This window comes from Oceanobacillus sp. FSL W7-1309 (assembly GCF_038002145.1).
Lineage (GTDB): Bacteria > Bacillota > Bacilli > Bacillales > Amphibacillaceae > Oceanobacillus > Oceanobacillus profundus.
Genome location: NZ_JBBOBX010000001.1, coordinates 210195 through 226782, shown reverse-complemented (window position 1 = coordinate 226782; position 16588 = coordinate 210195). Strand labels below are relative to the sequence as shown.

15 protein-coding genes are annotated in these 16588 nt (G+C 38.6%); 12 read left to right on the top strand and 3 right to left on the bottom strand.

Translation table 11 applies throughout. The features are described from left to right. The first annotated feature begins 2 nt into the window (after positions 1-2). The 11 genes from preA (at position 3) to NST46_RS00960 (ending at position 12466) form a co-directional block, all read left to right on the top strand. On the top strand, positions 3-1271 hold the full coding sequence (gene preA / locus NST46_RS01010) for an NAD-dependent dihydropyrimidine dehydrogenase subunit PreA (protein WP_118889792.1): 1269 nt from the start codon (positions 3-5) through the stop codon (positions 1269-1271). Between the two features lie 39 nt (positions 1272-1310). Beyond that, complete coding sequence (gene hydA, locus NST46_RS01005; protein WP_341136593.1) at positions 1311-2726, top strand: dihydropyrimidinase; 1416 nt, start codon at positions 1311-1313, stop codon at positions 2724-2726. Between the two features lie 200 nt (positions 2727-2926). Then, positions 2927-3145 (top strand): hypothetical protein, encoded by a 219-nt coding sequence (locus NST46_RS01000; protein WP_095310952.1) that lies wholly within the window; start codon positions 2927-2929, stop codon positions 3143-3145. 17 nt (positions 3146-3162) lie between these two features. Continuing rightward, a complete protein-coding gene (locus tag NST46_RS00995) occupies positions 3163-4398 on the top strand; it encodes a Zn-dependent hydrolase (protein WP_341136592.1) in 1236 nt (411 codons plus the stop codon). 484 nt (positions 4399-4882) lie between these two features. Further along, on the top strand, positions 4883-6442 hold the full coding sequence (locus NST46_RS00990) for an ABC transporter substrate-binding protein (protein WP_341136591.1): 1560 nt from the start codon (positions 4883-4885) through the stop codon (positions 6440-6442). 65 nt (positions 6443-6507) lie between these two features. After that, positions 6508-7425, top strand: a complete 918-nt coding sequence (locus NST46_RS00985) for an ABC transporter permease (protein ID WP_095310946.1) — start codon at positions 6508-6510, stop codon at positions 7423-7425. A gap of 61 nt (positions 7426-7486) precedes the next feature. Next, entirely contained in the window at positions 7487-8353 is an 867-nt protein-coding gene (locus tag NST46_RS00980) for an ABC transporter permease (protein ID WP_095311059.1), read from the top strand. 22 nt (positions 8354-8375) lie between these two features. Next, positions 8376-9359: an ABC transporter ATP-binding protein gene (locus NST46_RS00975; RefSeq protein ID WP_095310944.1), complete on the top strand. Its 984-nt coding sequence runs from the start codon at positions 8376-8378 to the stop codon at positions 9357-9359. Then, a complete protein-coding gene (locus NST46_RS00970; protein WP_341136590.1) occupies positions 9356-10405 on the top strand; it encodes an ABC transporter ATP-binding protein in 1050 nt (349 codons plus the stop codon). The genes NST46_RS00975 and NST46_RS00970 overlap by 4 nt, the downstream gene beginning before the upstream one ends. Next, the gene (locus NST46_RS00965; RefSeq protein WP_095310940.1) at positions 10380-11513 is read left to right on the top strand and encodes a M20 family metallopeptidase; all 1134 of its coding nucleotides are present in this window, start codon (positions 10380-10382) and stop codon (positions 11511-11513) included. Before NST46_RS00970 ends, NST46_RS00965 begins: the two co-directional genes overlap by 26 nt. A 77-nt stretch (positions 11514-11590) precedes the next feature. Beyond that, the gene (locus NST46_RS00960; RefSeq protein WP_303447540.1) at positions 11591-12466 is read left to right on the top strand and encodes a superoxide dismutase; all 876 of its coding nucleotides are present in this window, start codon (positions 11591-11593) and stop codon (positions 12464-12466) included. Between the two features lie 73 nt (positions 12467-12539). Here NST46_RS00960 and NST46_RS00955 read toward each other — a convergent pair whose 3' ends face one another. Beyond that, positions 12540-13976, bottom strand: coding sequence for a dipeptidase (locus NST46_RS00955; protein WP_303447541.1), 1437 nt, complete (start codon positions 13974-13976; stop codon positions 12540-12542). Positions 13977-14517: 541 nt separating this feature from the next. Between NST46_RS00955 and NST46_RS00950 the strand changes: the two genes are divergently transcribed. Further along, entirely contained in the window at positions 14518-14997 is a 480-nt protein-coding gene (locus NST46_RS00950; protein WP_095310934.1) for a sigma-70 family RNA polymerase sigma factor, read from the top strand. A 118-nt stretch (positions 14998-15115) separates the two neighbouring features. Here the strand turns inward: NST46_RS00950 and NST46_RS00945 are convergent, their stop codons facing one another. After that, on the bottom strand, positions 15116-15373 hold the full coding sequence (locus NST46_RS00945) for a DUF3006 domain-containing protein (protein ID WP_095310932.1): 258 nt from the start codon (positions 15371-15373) through the stop codon (positions 15116-15118). 15 nt (positions 15374-15388) lie between these two features. Beyond that, complete coding sequence (locus NST46_RS00940; protein ID WP_251659305.1) at positions 15389-16588, bottom strand: MBL fold metallo-hydrolase; 1200 nt, start codon at positions 16586-16588, stop codon at positions 15389-15391.

The window sequence follows — 16588 nt, the reverse complement described above, 5'->3', positions numbered from 1 at the left end:
AAATGGCTGATATAAGTATTAATTTTGCTGGAATCAAATCACCTAATCCGTACTGGCTGGCATCTGCACCCCCGACGAATACCGGATATCAAGTACAGCGTGCTTTTGAAGCAGGATGGGGAGGGGCTGTATGGAAAACATTAGGAGAACCAGTATTAAATGTCACCTCTCGATTTGGTGCCTCTCATTTTAACGGACAGCGAGTTGCTGGTTTTAACAATATAGAATTAATCTCAGATCGACCACTAGATGTTAATTTGAAAGAAATCTATGAAACGAAGAAACTTTTTCCTGAACGTGTCATTATCGCTTCCTTGATGGTAGAGCCTAAGCGTGAAAAATGGCATGAGATTGTAAAAAGAGTTCAGGACGTCGGAGTTGATGGGTTTGAGCTAAATCTTGGCTGTCCACATGGCATGTCTGAAAGAGGAATGGGTTCAGCTATTGGTCAGCATCCAGATTTAGTAGAAATGACGACAATGTATGCCAAGGAAGCTGCTGAGGTTCCAGTTATCACGAAACTGACTCCAAACATTACAGATATAACAGCAACAGCAAAAGCTGCTGCTCGAGGTGGGGCAGACGCCATCAGTTTGATTAACACGATTAATAGTTTAATAGGTGTAGATTTGGATACATGGAACACGCTTCCAAATGTGAATGGAAAAGGGGCACACGGTGGTTATTGCGGTCCAGCAGTGAAACCAATTGCATTAAATATGGTTGGAGAGTGCGCAAGAAATCCGGAAGTGAATATCCCGATATCGGGAATTGGTGGAATTTCTACGTGGCGAGATACCGTGGAATTTATGCTGATGGGTGCTGGTGGTGTACAAGTATGTACAGCAGCGATGCATCACGGATTCCGGATTATTGATGATTTAACAGAGGGCTTGGAAAATTATCTGGATGAAAAGGGAATTGATTCCCTAAGTGACATAATAGGAAAATCTGTTGAAAAGTATACGGACTGGAGTAACCTGGATTTAAATCATAAGGTGGTTGCCCGTATAAATAATGATGTCTGCATTAATTGTAATAAATGTCATATAGCCTGTGAAGATACATCCCATCAATGTATTGATATGCTTACAGATGAAAATGGAAATGATATTCTGAGGGTAAGAGAAGATGATTGTGTTGGCTGTAATCTATGCTCCATCGTTTGTCCGGTGGACGGTGCGATTGACATGATTGATTTAATTCCAACTGAAGCCCCGATGTCCTGGAATGACCGTCAAGCAGCAATTGAGATATTGGAAAGACGCTAATTACTGTCGATAGAATTTTATATGAGGGAGGAATCATAGATGAAAAAAATTATTAAAAATGGAACGATTGTCACAGCAACAGACACGTATCAAGCGGACGTATTAATTGAAGATGAAAAAGTAAAAGCGATTGGTCAAGATTTAAGTGATGTCTATGCAGAAGTTATTGATGCAACAGGACTTTATGTTTTCCCTGGAGGCATTGATCCGCATACTCATATGGAGATGCCGTTTGGCGGAACTGTAACAAAAGATGATTTTGAAAGCGGAACCATTGCAGCTGCATACGGTGGAACAACGACGGTTATAGACTTCTGTTTAACAGAAAAAGGAAAACCGCTGAAAAGTGCTTTGGAAAAATGGCATGCTAAATCAGAAGGCAGAGCAGTGATTGACTATGGATTTCATTTACAAATCGTAGAAGCAAATGAAAATGTCTTACAGGAGATACCTTCTATAATTGAAGAAGGAGTGACTTCCTTTAAAGTATTTATGGCTTACAAAAATGTTTTACAAGCAGATGATGAAACACTTTTCCAAACCCTAATTACTGCAAAAGACCATGGTGGATTAGTTATGGTACATGCAGAAAATGGGGACGTTATCGAACACTTGACACAAGAAGCGTTAAAAGCAGGCAAGACAGATCCAATCTATCACGCCTTAACTCGCCCACCAGAACTGGAAGGTGAAGCAACAGGCCGTGCTGCGAAGTTAACGGCATTAGCTAATTCTCAATTATATGTAGTGCACGTCACTTGTAAAGAAGCAGTGGAACAAATTGCTGAAGCTAGAAGCAAAGGATTCTCTGTTTACGGAGAAACTTGCCCCCAATATTTAGTACTTGATCAAACCTATCTGGAAAAAGCTAATTTTGAAGGTGCAAAATATGTATGGTCTCCGCCATTACGCGATAAATCTAACCAGGAAGTATTGTGGAATGCCTTGAAAAGTGGAGAACTGCAAACGATTGGTTCCGACCATTGTTCCTTCGACTTTGATGGACAAAAGGATTTAGGAAAAGGTGACTTTACTAAGATTCCAAATGGTGGGCCATTTGTCGAAGATCGTTTTAGCGTTCTATTCTCTGAAGGCGTGAAAAAAGGACGCATTTCTATTAATCAATTTGTTGACATGGTCTCAACGCAGGCTGCCAAATTGTTTGGGTTATTCCCGCAAAAAGGAACGATTGCGCCTGGGACAGATGCTGACATCGTCCTATTCGATCCAAATGTGGAACGTACGATTTCCGTTGATACACATCATTCGGCCGTTGATTATAGCGCCTTGGAAGGGATGAGGGTAATTGGTCAGCCCGTAACAGTTCTATCTCGCGGAGAATATGTCATCAAGGACAAGGAATTAATAGCCAAACTAGGGACAGGGAAGTTCTTAAAACGAGCCAAATTTAATTCTGTGCAAATGAATGAAGAAGAAAAAGTTAAAAGCATTTAAATGAACTTCATGAAATCTCCTGTAGCTGCTTGATGAATAAATAATGAAGCAGCTTTTCAGTTTTAATTTACAAAAAAATGAAGAGGAGGGTTGATTGTATTCAGGAAAGGGATATCGCTATTACTTAAAGTCCCTGGATAGGATTTAGAAAATGCTATCTTAGCAGCAAAATATAGAATGATTAGATTAGGGGGATCACATTGTCAAGCTATCAAGCGTTTTTACAAGAAAAACAGCTAATTGATGAGTTTGTTAATAACGGTTATAAAATCACTGCGATTACAGGGAGTTTGGACGGTGATAAGGTGGAGTTCCGAAAAGAGGGCTTAATCAAAATGAAGTCCATTCTGCTTTTGAATGCTGATAGTAGAAAGTATGTAACGACACTACTAATTAAAAGACAACTTCAAAAACAATAAAACCAGGAGGAGTTACGGTGGAGAAACAAAAAGTATTAATTAATGGAGAAAGATTAAAACAAACGGTGGAAGAATTTGCAGACTATGGAAGAACAGATAATAACGGTGTCACTCGTTTAGCATTATCCGAAATTGATATAAAAGTAAGGGATCATTTTAAATCTGACTGTGAAGCGTTAGGGATGACGGTAAAATGGGATGATATGGGTAATATGTATGCGACGCTAGAAGGGGTGGAAAATGACAAGCCCCCAATTGTTATCGGATCGCATTTGGACTCCGTAGAAAAAGGGGGAAGATTTGACGGTGTACTAGGTGTTTTAACTGGCCTTGAGGTAGTAAGAGTATTGGTCGAAAATAATATTAAGCCACAGATTCCAATCGTGGTAGCTAATATCACCAATGAAGAAGGTGCTAGATTCGAACCTTCGCTAATGGCTTCAGGGGTCTTATCAGGAAGGTTCGATAAAGATGAGATGTTGAGGTCGACCGATAAAAATGGCATCACATTTGCCGAATCTTTACATGCAAGTGGTTATAAAGGAAATAAAGAAAACCGCTTGACAGATGCAAAGGCTTTTTTGGAACTGCATATTGAACAAGGTCCTGTTTTAGAAAGTGAATTCATCAATATCGGAGTAGTAGAATGTGTGGTAGGCATGTGCTGCTATGAAATTGAAGTAGTTGGAGAATCTGACCATGCGGGTACTACTCCAATGCAAATGAGAAAAGATGCCTTATTTGCAACCAATTCCTTAATCAATGAAATACGAGAGCAAATGAGTAAATTGGACAGTGATCTTGTTTATACCATTGGCCGGATGAATGTTAGTCCGAATATCCATACAGTGATTCCAAATAAAGTCGTTTTCACACTTGAAGCTCGTCATAAAGAAGCGGCTACAATCAGTCAAGTTGAGGACATTATTCAAGGATTAACGGAATCGGACACAAAAGAAAAATGTGAAGTAAAGGTAACGAAACTCTGGGACCGTGATACAGTATGGTTTAATGATAAACTAGTAAACTCTTTAGAGGAATCCTGCAGGTCCCTAGACTACTCGTATAAACGCATACCAAGCGGTGCGGGACATGACGCGCAATTCATTGCGACATATCTACCTGCTGCTATGGTCTTTGTGCCAAGCGTTAATGGAAAAAGCCACGCCGAAGATGAACTAACATCCTGGGAAGATTGTGAACGAGGGGTAAATGTCGTTTTACAGACAGTTTTGGATTTATCCAGCATTTAAAGCAATATTAAAAGCATACCTGCTTGATATCAAATCTAAAAGAGACAGGGTTCCGGTCACTTGGCCGATAGTAATTTGGAAAATTTCCTTAATAACGAATAACAAAAAGTTAGCGCTTCGTGAACCTGGCTGTTTCGGGGCCTGAATTATCCACAGTACTAAAATTTTATAGTTTTCTAAGCCATGAAAAAGATGAGTAGAATGACTGTTTCTTACTCATCTTTTTCATGGACATAACATTAATTTAAATCCCAACGATTCGAACCCACCCCTATCGAAAAATAATCATCAATTTTTATCCCATAACATATAATCAATTGAATATAACCGAAGTTCTAATCTATCCTCTCGCCAGCCAACTTTCATAGTATATCCATCGCATCAATCCGCTAGTTCTCCCAATGAAATTACACCTTAATAAAATAAATAATGGGTTTACTGATTTTCAATAGAAATAGAATTTTTTTCAAAAGGGGGCAATAAGATGAAGAGAAAACAGCTTTGGTTTATCTGTATCCTGTTTATTGCAATCGGGCTTTTAGTTGGTTGTACTGGTGGAAAAAATGGGGAAGCTGGTAAAACGGAAGAAGGTAACGAAGATAATCGTACACTAACAATTGCACTCGGTACAGACATGGTATCGTTTGATGTGCATAATCACAATAATACCTCAACAGAAGCTATTCATATTAATATGTTTAATTATTTGGTAAAACGAAATAACGAAACAGGAGAAATGGAGCCGGATTTAGCGGAAAGCTATGAAAATATCGATGACTTAACATGGGAATTTAAATTGAAGGATGGGGTGACGTTTCATAATGGTGACGCCTTAACTTCAGCTGATGTCAAGTATTCGCTGGAACGTGTAGCAACTGATACGACACTGCTTGACCATGCGAACTATAAAACAATTAAAGAGGTTGAAGTTATCGATGACACTACATTTCGTATTCATACACATGAACCAGATCCTGCCCTGTTAAATCGTATTTCAAGAATTGGCTCAAGTATTTTACCTGCAAATTATATTGAAGAAAATGGCTTCGATCATTTTCTTGCAAATCCAATAGGGACTGGGCCGTTTGAGTTTGTCGAATGGGTTCGGGATGACCGGATTGTGCTGAAAACATATGGGGATTATTTTGATGAGAAAAATGAAGAATGGGATGAAATTGTTTATCGGATTATTCCAGAAAATTCAACACGGGTTTCCGAATTACTGACAGGTGGGGTCGATATGGCTGTCAATATTCCACCTAGTGATTGGGTGCGAGTAAATGAAAATGAAGGGACCTATTTAACACAAGGAATTTCCAATCGAACATTAATGATTTTCTTAAGGTCGACGGAAGGTTATCCAACAGAAGACAGGAGAGTGCGTGAAGCGCTAGATTTAGCAATCGACAATCAAGCAATTGTAGACAATATACTAGGAGGTGCTGGTACACCAACGATAACTCGTGTTGGTCCGGGCGATGTTGGTCATGCAGAGCATTTATATAATACGTATAATTATGATCCGGAAAGAGCAAAGGAATTATTAGCTGAAGCCGGGTTTAAAGATGGATTTGAAATGACACTTCATTCACCTAGAGGACGTTACTTGCAGGATGCGGAAATTGCAGAGATGGTAGCTGGAATGTTAGCAGAAATAGGAGTAACAATAAATATCGAATTTATGGAGTGGAGTAATTATCTTGAACTGCGAAACGCTGGAGAAAACAAAGACGCTTATTTATTAGGGCTTGGTAATTCGATGTTTGATGCCGCAAATGCACTTGATTATTACCGGTATGATCGTTTTATCGGACAGCTTGATTATCGAAATGATGAAGTAGAGGAATTGCTAGCAGCTGCTGAACAAAATATGGATGCAGAGGAGAGAAATGAGCAATATATAAAAATTCAAGAACTGCTTGCTGAAGATGTCGCACACCTTGTCTTGCACCAAGAGTCAATAAATATAGGGGTGGTTGATCACATTGATTATAAGCCAACGATGGATGAGATGATTTATATCGATTCGATTACTAGAAAGTAGCACTTGCTAAGGGTGGGGAATGTCTCCACTCTTCCTTTCCATACCTAACAGGAAGGTGGCGACAGATGATGCATTACATCGTAAGGAGAATGCTGCAAATTATTCCGGTCTTACTAATCATTTCATTTATTGTTTTTACACTCGTTTTTATTGCTGGTGACCCTGTTGCGCTCATGCTTCCAGAGGATGCTGCATTGGAAGAAATTGAACAGTTGCGAGAATCGCTTGGACTAAATGAACCCTTTTATATACAGTATGGAAACTATGTTTTTCGTATGATTCAAGGGGATTTTGGAGAATCTTTTCGCTATGGACAAGATGCGTTATCTGTCGTTTTAGAACGGCTTCCGGCTACGTTTGAGTTAGCGATTGCAGCGATTGTGATTGCAATTATGATAGCTATACCATTTGGAGTCTGGTCCGCGACAAAACAAAATTCAAGTATTGATTTAATTGCTACTGGTGCTGCAGTTGTTGGAAAAGCGATGCCGAATTTTTGGCTTGGTATTATGCTGATTTTATTGTTCTCGGTAACATTAGGTGTATTACCGGTATCGGGAAGAGGGAGTATTGCTCACCTGATTCTTCCTGCTATCACATTAGGAACAGGGATTGCTGCTGAAATGACAAGGCTGATACGTTCAAGCATGCTCGAAATATTAAATCAGGATTATATACGGACTGCCAAAAGCAAAGGAATTAAATCGGTGCACGTGATTTATAAACATGCTTTTCGTAACGCGCTTATTCCTTTTGTAACGATAACCGCACTACAAACATCAACACTGATTGGCGGAGCCCTAATCACCGAAACGGTATTCGCATGGCCGGGAATAGGACAATTACTAATACAGGCAGTCAATACGCGTGACATGGCGATTGTTCAGGCATGTGTCATGATTATTGCAGCGATTGTCATACTGATGAATCTGTTAGCTGATATCATTTACCGCATCCTTGACCCTCGTATTAAATTGAATTAGGAGGTCGAAGTGATTGGGAGAGCAATCGAAAGCAATAATTGATGCAGATTCTCAAGTTTATATGAGAAAACGAAATGGAACAATCAAAAGATGGAGTAAGCTGCTTCTCAGAAGTAAGACAGGAACAGTAGGACTTCTCATTGTGTTCTTTATAACCCTCGTAGCTGTTTTTGCACCAATACTTGCACCGCATGATCCAAATGCTATTAATCCGGGGGGATTGCATGTACCGCCTTCATGGATGGAAGGGGGAAGCGCAGAACATTTACTTGGAACAGATAATCTAGGGAGAGATATTTTAAGCCGAATAATTTACGGTTCTCAAGTATCATTGCTTGTCGGGATTGCGGCAGTTCTATTATCTGGAATAATTGGTGTCTGTATCGGATTAATTGCCGGGTTTTACGGTGGGCTTTTAGATAATATTTTAATGCGCTTTGTAGATTCATTTCTCGCCATACCAACCATTCTTTTTTCACTCGTCTTTTTAGCCGTTTTTGGACCGAGTATTATCACGCTGATTATTGTGCTCGGTTTAACAAATTGGACATCGTATGCAAGACTGGTGCGCGGTGAAGTTCTATCGATAAAGGAAAGAGATTTTGTAAGGGCGGCCAGGTCCATTGGTGTGAAAAATAATAAGATTATAATAAGACATCTGCTGCCTAATGTTATCTCAACATTTATTGTTATTTCAACATTGAGTGTAGCGTCAACGATTATCTTAGAATCGTCTTTAAGTTTTCTAGGGTTGGGTATACAGCCCCCGACCGTATCATGGGGTACGGTTTTAAGTGATGGAAGGGATTACTTAGCTACAAGCTGGTGGTTGGCGACCTTTCCAGGCATTGCGATAACCATAATGGTTCTCGGTATTATCTTTTTAGGTGATTGGCTCCGTGATGTGCTGGACCCCCGAACAAAATAGACGCCGATAAGGAGGAATAACAATGAAGGAACCGTTCATTCACATTAAAAATCTGAGGACCTATTTTCATACAGAAGATGGAACTGTGCCCGCGGTTGATGATGTATCCTTATCGATTAACAAAGGGGAAATACTTGCAATTGTAGGTGAATCAGGATCCGGAAAAAGTGTAACCTCACTATCACTGATGCGTTTGATTGATCCGCCAGGTCGAATTGAATCTGGAGAAATCCTCTTTGAAGGCCATAATCTAGTAGACTATTCTATGAAAAAAATGCGAGCAATTCGTGGCAATAAAATAGCTATGATCTTCCAAGAACCGCTAACCTCTTTAAATCCAGTATTTACAGTGGGAAATCAAATTTCAGAATCTATTATCGAGCATCAACATAAAAGTAAAAAAGAAGCAAAGCAGCTGACGATTGAGATGCTGACAAAGGTTGGCATCCCACGGCCTGATAGAGTGTTTCATTCCTATCCGCATGCTTTAAGCGGTGGAATGCGACAACGAGTAATGATTGCAATGGCATTATCCTGTAACCCCGAATTATTAATTGCAGATGAACCAACAACTGCACTTGATGTTACCATACAAGCTCAGATACTTCATTTAATGAAAGAATTAATTATTGAATTCGAAACATCAATTCTGCTGATTACACATGATTTAGGTGTTGTAGCTGAGATGGCGGATCGAGTTATCGTTATGTATGGTGGTCAAATTGTTGAAGAAACAGATGTCTTTACGTTATTTAAGCATCCGAAACATCCGTATACGAAGGGACTTCTCTCCAGTACACCAAAAGTGCATGAATTAAAAGAAGAACTAGTACCTATTCCTGGCTCTGTGCCAAATCCAATTGATTATCCAATCGGCTGCCGATTCGCAGACCGTTGTGCTTTGGTTATGGAAACCTGCAGAACGGTTCATCCAGAATTAATCGAGGTCAAACCCGGGCATTTGGTTAGATGCTGGCTACATGAAAGAAAGGGGGAAGGAACTTGACAGGGAAAGGGCATTTACTTGAAGTGAGAGGATTAAAGAAATCTTTTGAAGTTAAAAGTGGCTTTTTAAAAAGAAATAAAAACGATTTAAAAGCAGTAAATGATGTTAGCTTTTTTATCGATGCGGGGGAAACACTCGGTATTGTTGGAGAATCAGGGTGTGGTAAATCGACAACGGGTAATATGATTGTTCAGTTATTAGAACCAACCGCAGGAGAGATTTATTTTGAAGGCGAGGATATAACGAAACTAAAAGGGGAAGCATTGCGAAAGAAACGATCAGACATTCAGATTATTTTCCAGGATCCTTATTCCTCCCTTAATCCACGAATGCGTGTATTTGATTTAATAGCAGAACCAATTCGAACACATGAAACAATATCGAAAAAAGTACTTGAAAAACGCGTGCTAGAATTAATGAAGGTTGTCGGACTGAATCCTTCCTATGCAAATCGTTATCCACATGAATTTAGCGGAGGTCAGAGACAACGTATTGGTATTGCACGAGCTATTGCCTTGAATCCGAAGTTAATTGTGTGCGATGAACCTGTATCTGCGCTTGATGTATCCATTCAATCCCAAATTTTAAATCTACTTGTAAAACTTCAGAAGGAACTTCAAATTACGTATCTTTTTATTGCACATGGTCTTCCTGTTGTGAAACATATTAGTGATCGTATCGCTGTCATGTATTTAGGGAAAAATGTTGAGTTAACAACAAAAGAGAATCTATTTAAAAAGCCGATGCATCCATATACTAAGGGGCTCTTAGCAGCTATTCCTGTGCCAGACCCCACACAGCGGGATTTGAAAGAACATAGAGTATTAATAAAAGGAGATATCCCAAACGCCGTTCATCCACCTTCAGGTTGTGTTTTTCATCCACGCTGTCCGTATGCTACAGAACTTTGTGCACAAGAGGAGCCATTATTTGAAGAAAAAGAATCCGGACATTTCGCAGCGTGTCACTATCCCTTAAGGGAGGATAAGGGGATTGTCTATCTAAGGGAAGGAAATCATCATGGAGAAGTACATTTTGAATCATAAAAAGGAGATGCTCGATTTAATTGAACAATTAGTTAACATTGATAGTGGATCGTATTATAAAAAAGGTATTGATAGAGTAGCAGAAATATTGATAAAGCAATTTAGAGAGATGGATTTTCAGGTTACGATAAAGAAAAATAAGCGATACGGAAATAATGTTGTCATAGAATACGAGGAAAATAAAGAAACTGATATTTTACTTGTTGCACATATGGATACTGTTTTTCCAGAAGGGACTGTAAGTGAGCGCCCTTTTACCATTAAGGGAACCCGTGCATATGGACCAGGTGTTATTGATATGAAGTCAAGTCTAGTAACACTATTATATGCAATAAAAGCACTCCATCATCAGCATAACAATGCGTATAAAAATGTAACGATTATTTTAAATAGTGATGAAGAAATTGGTTCACCAACGTCTAGAAAACTAATTGAGGAAGTTTCTGCTACGAAAAAATATGCACTTATTATGGAACCTGCACGAAAAGATGGTTCCATTGTCTCGGAAAGACGCGGAGGTGGAAAATATATTTTATCTGTGAAAGGAAAAGCAGCACATTCCGGAGTTTCTCCAGAAGAAGGGAAAAGTGCGATAGAAGAACTTGCTCATAAAATTATCAAACTTCAACAGCTGAATAATGCGCAAAAGGGAATATCGATTAATGTTGGTATGATTGAAGGTGGAAATGCAGTAAATGTTGTACCATCTGAAGCAAAAGGCATGGTAGATGTGCGAATTACAAGTAGTGATCAAGCTAAGTATGTAAGGAAGAGAATTGAAGAGATCTGCGCTAAACCTGATATAAAAGGTACAAATATTACGTTGAAAGGTGGAATTAATCGGCTTCCTCTTGAATTAAATAAAGCAAACAAGAAACTTTTACAGGTGATTCAAGATGCTGCAGACTCAATCGGAATTGAATTGAAAGCTGTTCATACTGGAGGTGGCTCTGATGCATCATTCCCCGCTAATTTAGGAGTAGCAACAATGGATGGGCTAGGACCTGTTGGTGGAGGGCTCCATAATGAAGATGAATATTTAGAGATAGATTCTTTAACGGAAAGATGCTTCTTATTGGCAGAGACGATTTCACGGCTCTCCGAATAAATAAGCAGCAGAATTTTAAGGAACATCTAAGCAATTTACTCATACGATAATATCAATATGGTGATTAGGAGGGAATTATGAGTTCATACTTAATGGAAGTGCAGAAATGGTATCAGGAAAATAAGGGTCAACTTGAACGCGATTTGTCTCATTTTGAAGGACAAACAAAGGAAGTGCTTGCTAGCATATTAAATCACTTTGAACACGTGTTTACAGATGCAGAGCGAGAAACTATAGATGAACAGTATATCTCTAAATTAGTTGAACAAGTTTATGCATTGTATGAGCAAAAAGAAGTGTTTGTGCAAGCAGAGAAAAGGCAGTCATTTGTTCCGATAGGTGGACATCATTTGCCGCCGCTTCCATACCCTTATGACGCATTAGAGCCGTATATCGCAAAGGAAATTATGTATTTACACCATGATAAACATCATCAAAGTTATGTGGATGGATTAAATAAAGCAGAAATTAAAATGGAAGAAGCAAGACAAACAGGTGATTTTGACCTCATTAAACATTGGGAGCGAGAGGCTGCTTTTAATGGTGCTGGGCATTATTTGCATACGATATTTTGGGAGATTATGGCACCTGATGCGGGAGGGCAACCAGAAGGAGAATTACTCCAAGCAATCGAGCGTGACTTTGGCAGTTTTGAACAGTTTAAGGAGCACTTTACTCAAGCAGCAGACCAAGTAGAAGGTGGAGGCTGGGCGATGCTTGTTTGGGCACCACGTTCAGGAAGAATGGAAATTTTACAAGCAGAGAAGCACCAAAATCTTTCCCAGCAAGATATGATTCCTTTATTAGTACTAGATGTATGGGAGCATGCTTACTATTTACAATATTTAAATGAGAAAAAGGATTATGTTGACGCGTGGTGGAACGTCGTCAATTGGCCAGCAGTTGCAGATCGATATCATAAAGCAAAAACGTTGCGCTGGAAATTGGCTTAGTAGAAGAAAAGCATAAAAATATCAACAGGATTACAATCAATCTCTGTTGATATTTTATTTTGCTTGTATCATTTTACGCTTCCTTGTTCAAATAGAAAATACGCGTAGCTCGCTGGACGGTTCCATCCTTATCTGCAGCCTCAAATGTCACAACATGAAAATGCTCGGTCAAAGGTTCTGTCAGTTTGAAGGATAGTGTAGCAGAATTATTATCGTACTCCGGTTCATAGGCAACTCCATCGACAATTACTCGGAAATCCAGCGTTTCAATTGTATTTGCTGGACCATCAATAGTTGCTTCTAAAGTTGGCGTTGTTTCTTCGATCATTTCACCCATTCTATATTCCGGATTTATTTCGAAATCTAACCCTTTTGCATATGGATTGCTAGTTGCAGCTTTTTCAACTTCTAACAATAAACGAAGCGTATTTTTTCCAAGGATTTTTTCAATCTCCTCATCAGAATACCCTCTGTTTTGTAATTCATCCGTAATTTTATAAAGCTCGGTTGCATCTTGTAAGTCTGAAGGCATATCCGAACCGTCAAAGTCAGAACCTATTGCAACGTGATCAATCCCAATTAAATTAACAGCATAATCAATGTGATCAACGATATCGGTAACATAGGCGGATGGTTTATCCGTTAAAAATACTGGATAAAAGACGATACCAACAACACCACCATTTTCAGCAAGGGCGATTAGCTGCTCATCTGTTAGGTTGCGCTGGTGATTTCTTAGCGCTTTGACACCAGAGTGTGTTGCCATAATAGGAGCATTGGTGACTTCTAATACGTCCCAAAACGTGTTTTCTGACATATGAGATACATCAATAACCATGCCTAGCTTATTCATTTCTGTTGCAACCTGAGCACCAAGCTTCGTTAAGCCACCATTTGAAGGAGTTCTTGCTGGGTCTCCATATATTTTATTCGCACCTTCACCGAGTGCATTGGAATAGTTCCAATTAAAACCAATCGCTTTAATACCAAGGTCGTAATATTGATGGAGTAATTCAATTGCATTATGCTCTTCTAAAGAATAGGCACCTTCAATTGTAGGGACGGCTGCAATTTTACCTGCTTTTATTGTTTTCCAAATATCAAATGTTGTCTTGGCAATTTGAAAATGGTCCTGATTATTTTCCTCCATCCAATAAAGTGCATGAATTAATGCGAGTGTACGACTAATACTACGAGGATTATTATCATAATATCCCTCTGTGAATGCTGCGAAAAATCCTACATTTATACCACCTTCCTCAAGCTTCGGTATATCAGCATGAAGGGAAGTATTTTCACCAATATCGACTTCTGGGAGCCATGTGCTCTCGTTAAGTACATTCATCATCGTATCGATATGACTATCAGCGATTGTTGCTGTTTTATGTATACTATCCGTATTTTCTAGAGATTCGTGCTTTAATTGGATAGGAAAATTATCAAGTGTACCTAATGTAGTAGGGAAAGTTAATAGCATTGTAATGAGTAGCCAAAATAGAGAAATAGGCATGATCGAATCTCCTTTCATAGATTTGAACAAGGCAACATAATTTATCAAAATTCAAGTTACAGCATAGAAAAAGTCTATTAAAGTGCGTGTTCAAAAAGGAGGATAAAAAGGACCGAGGTCGGCTAAGGTCGAAACGTCCCTTTGTGACGCCGACACTAACACGTCCTGGGCGTCGAAGTTCCTTATCATGTTTACCGGACTTTTTCAACAACCTCTTAAATAGAATTAATTTCATTGTACAGAAAATGTGGATGACTGTCACTTATCGGTAATTGCCAATTATTTAGCAGTTCGTTGTATCTAATGCGTTTTGAAAAATATATTGTTTTTTGAAATAAATCTACAGGATGGTGATCTTATAATAAAACTTTCATCATTAAAATATTTAAAATTCGAAGTGCTAAATACCTAAATTTTTGGAAAGTTTTAGCTTTTACTGTTGAATTTTTGTTACTTTTTTCCTATAATGGGGATTAGATGGAAATATATAAAATTTAAAATTTTGCTGTTATATACTAACAGGGGGAAAAGAGGCGAAGGAATGGAGAATGTAAAGAAATTTTATTTAGAGGAGATTTTTGAAGAGAATCGTAGTAGGTTTCATTTTCATCTGTATAGACTTAGAAACTATGATACCTACGTTAATAAAGGAATAGAGAATACATTAGCATTACAGCCAGAGCAAGGTGTCCTGTCTACATACTTCAATATTATAATTCGTAAGCATATTTTCGAATTACTTCAGCTTAAATCAATCAACCAACATAAAATAAAACTTCTTCCAGTCGCAACCATAGAATCAAACTCACCAGTTACATATCCTGACAATAGTGCTTCCTTATGGGAGTATTATGAGAACAATTTAACTGTAAATCAGTGGAAATGGGTTTACCTATCGTTATATTTAAATTTGCCGATAAAGGAAATTGCAGAACAAGAGGGAGTTACCATTGAAGCGGTAATGAATTGGGGCAGAGACTTTAATATAAGCTTGCAGCGTATCATAGATGGTGAGGCATGATTTCGAATCTATTCCTGGTGGGGAACTTATTAAAATTACTTTAAAAACCTAATAAAAAGGTTAGCTCTATCCTTTAAATTAATGATAAAGCTAACCTTTATTCCAACAAATACTACCACTATTTTTTAAATTTGCTTCTCCTGCTTTTTGCTCTAAGTTTTGCCATTAAATCAGACGATTGTTGTGCAGCTTCCTCTGTGTTAGAAATGTTAATTCTCTTTATTTTATATGTAGTACGATTTTTTTCAAGATCAAAGACGGTATTGATTTTACTCCCAGCGGGAAGCTCACTTTCGTTTACAATATATTCTTCTTTCGTATCTTGAAGTAAAATTACTGCTTTGTCTCCCTCAAATCGATCTAGTATTCCTCTCATATGTTTCCCTCCCTGTTAATCCATACAAGCCAGATCTTGTTCCTTTATGTCTGCCATTCTAGCTGGTCCTATTCCTTGGATACGACTTAAGTCATCTAATGCATTAAATGGTCTTAAATCTATTAATTCTGCAGCTCGCTCTGGGCCAATATGGATGATTGCTTGAACTTCAGAAATAGTAGCGGTGTTCAAATTGATACAAGAATTATCAGCTGCCGTTTCTGCATTTGCACCTGGATCTTGCTCAGAACTATTTGAAGTATTGGAATCTGTTGTTGTTTCTTCCTTGTTTGTTTCAATATGAAAATTTTCTCCATCAGATGTGACTACAATTGTTCCATCTTTATCCGTTCCGTACAGTTCAACTCCAGCATCTTTAATATGTGAAACTACATCTTGACTAGGGTGTCCATAGAGATTATTTACACCCGCACTATAGATTGCAACTACTGGATCAACTGCATGAATAAAAGCATGGTCACTTGATGTGTTGGATCCGTGGTGACCGAGATGCAGAATATCCGCTCCTATATCGATTCCACTGCTCAGGATGTTTCGTTCGTCACTTTTTCCAGCATCACCTGTAAATAAAAACTTCGTGCTACCATATGTAAACAGTAATGAAATGGATTCTTCGTTTGATTTTCCGGTAATTGTTTCAGGGTAAAGTACTGTGATTTCTAGTGGACCGATTTCATATTCCTCATTAGCCCTTGGCTCGTGATAATCTGCCTCACTATTAATAACGGCTTCGACACCACGCATGAAGGTTTGAGAGGAGCTCTCATTTCCTGACATCCAAACCTCACCAACATCAAAATCTTGAACGACATCATCCAATTGACCGATATGATCAGCATCTGGGTGACTGACAACGACAAGGTCAATTGTAGAAACATCCTGTGCCTTTAGGTAATTTACAACCTCATCGCCTTTCCAATCTCCTGTATCAAAAAGGATTGTATACGACTTATCTTGATCGGAATATTGGAAGAGCGTGGCATCTGCTTGGCCAACATCAATGTAATGAACTTTTAAATCGGAAAGGGAGGAGGTTTCATTTGATCCTGTATCCACATTTTTCTCCATAAGCGAAGCAGACCGTTCATCATTTGTGTTGTTTGCAATGGATAAAGGTTCTGTTAGATCACTAGTCTGCCCACAAGCAGTTAAAAAGATGATGAAAATCAAAGTTAGTATAAATCTTCTATTCAA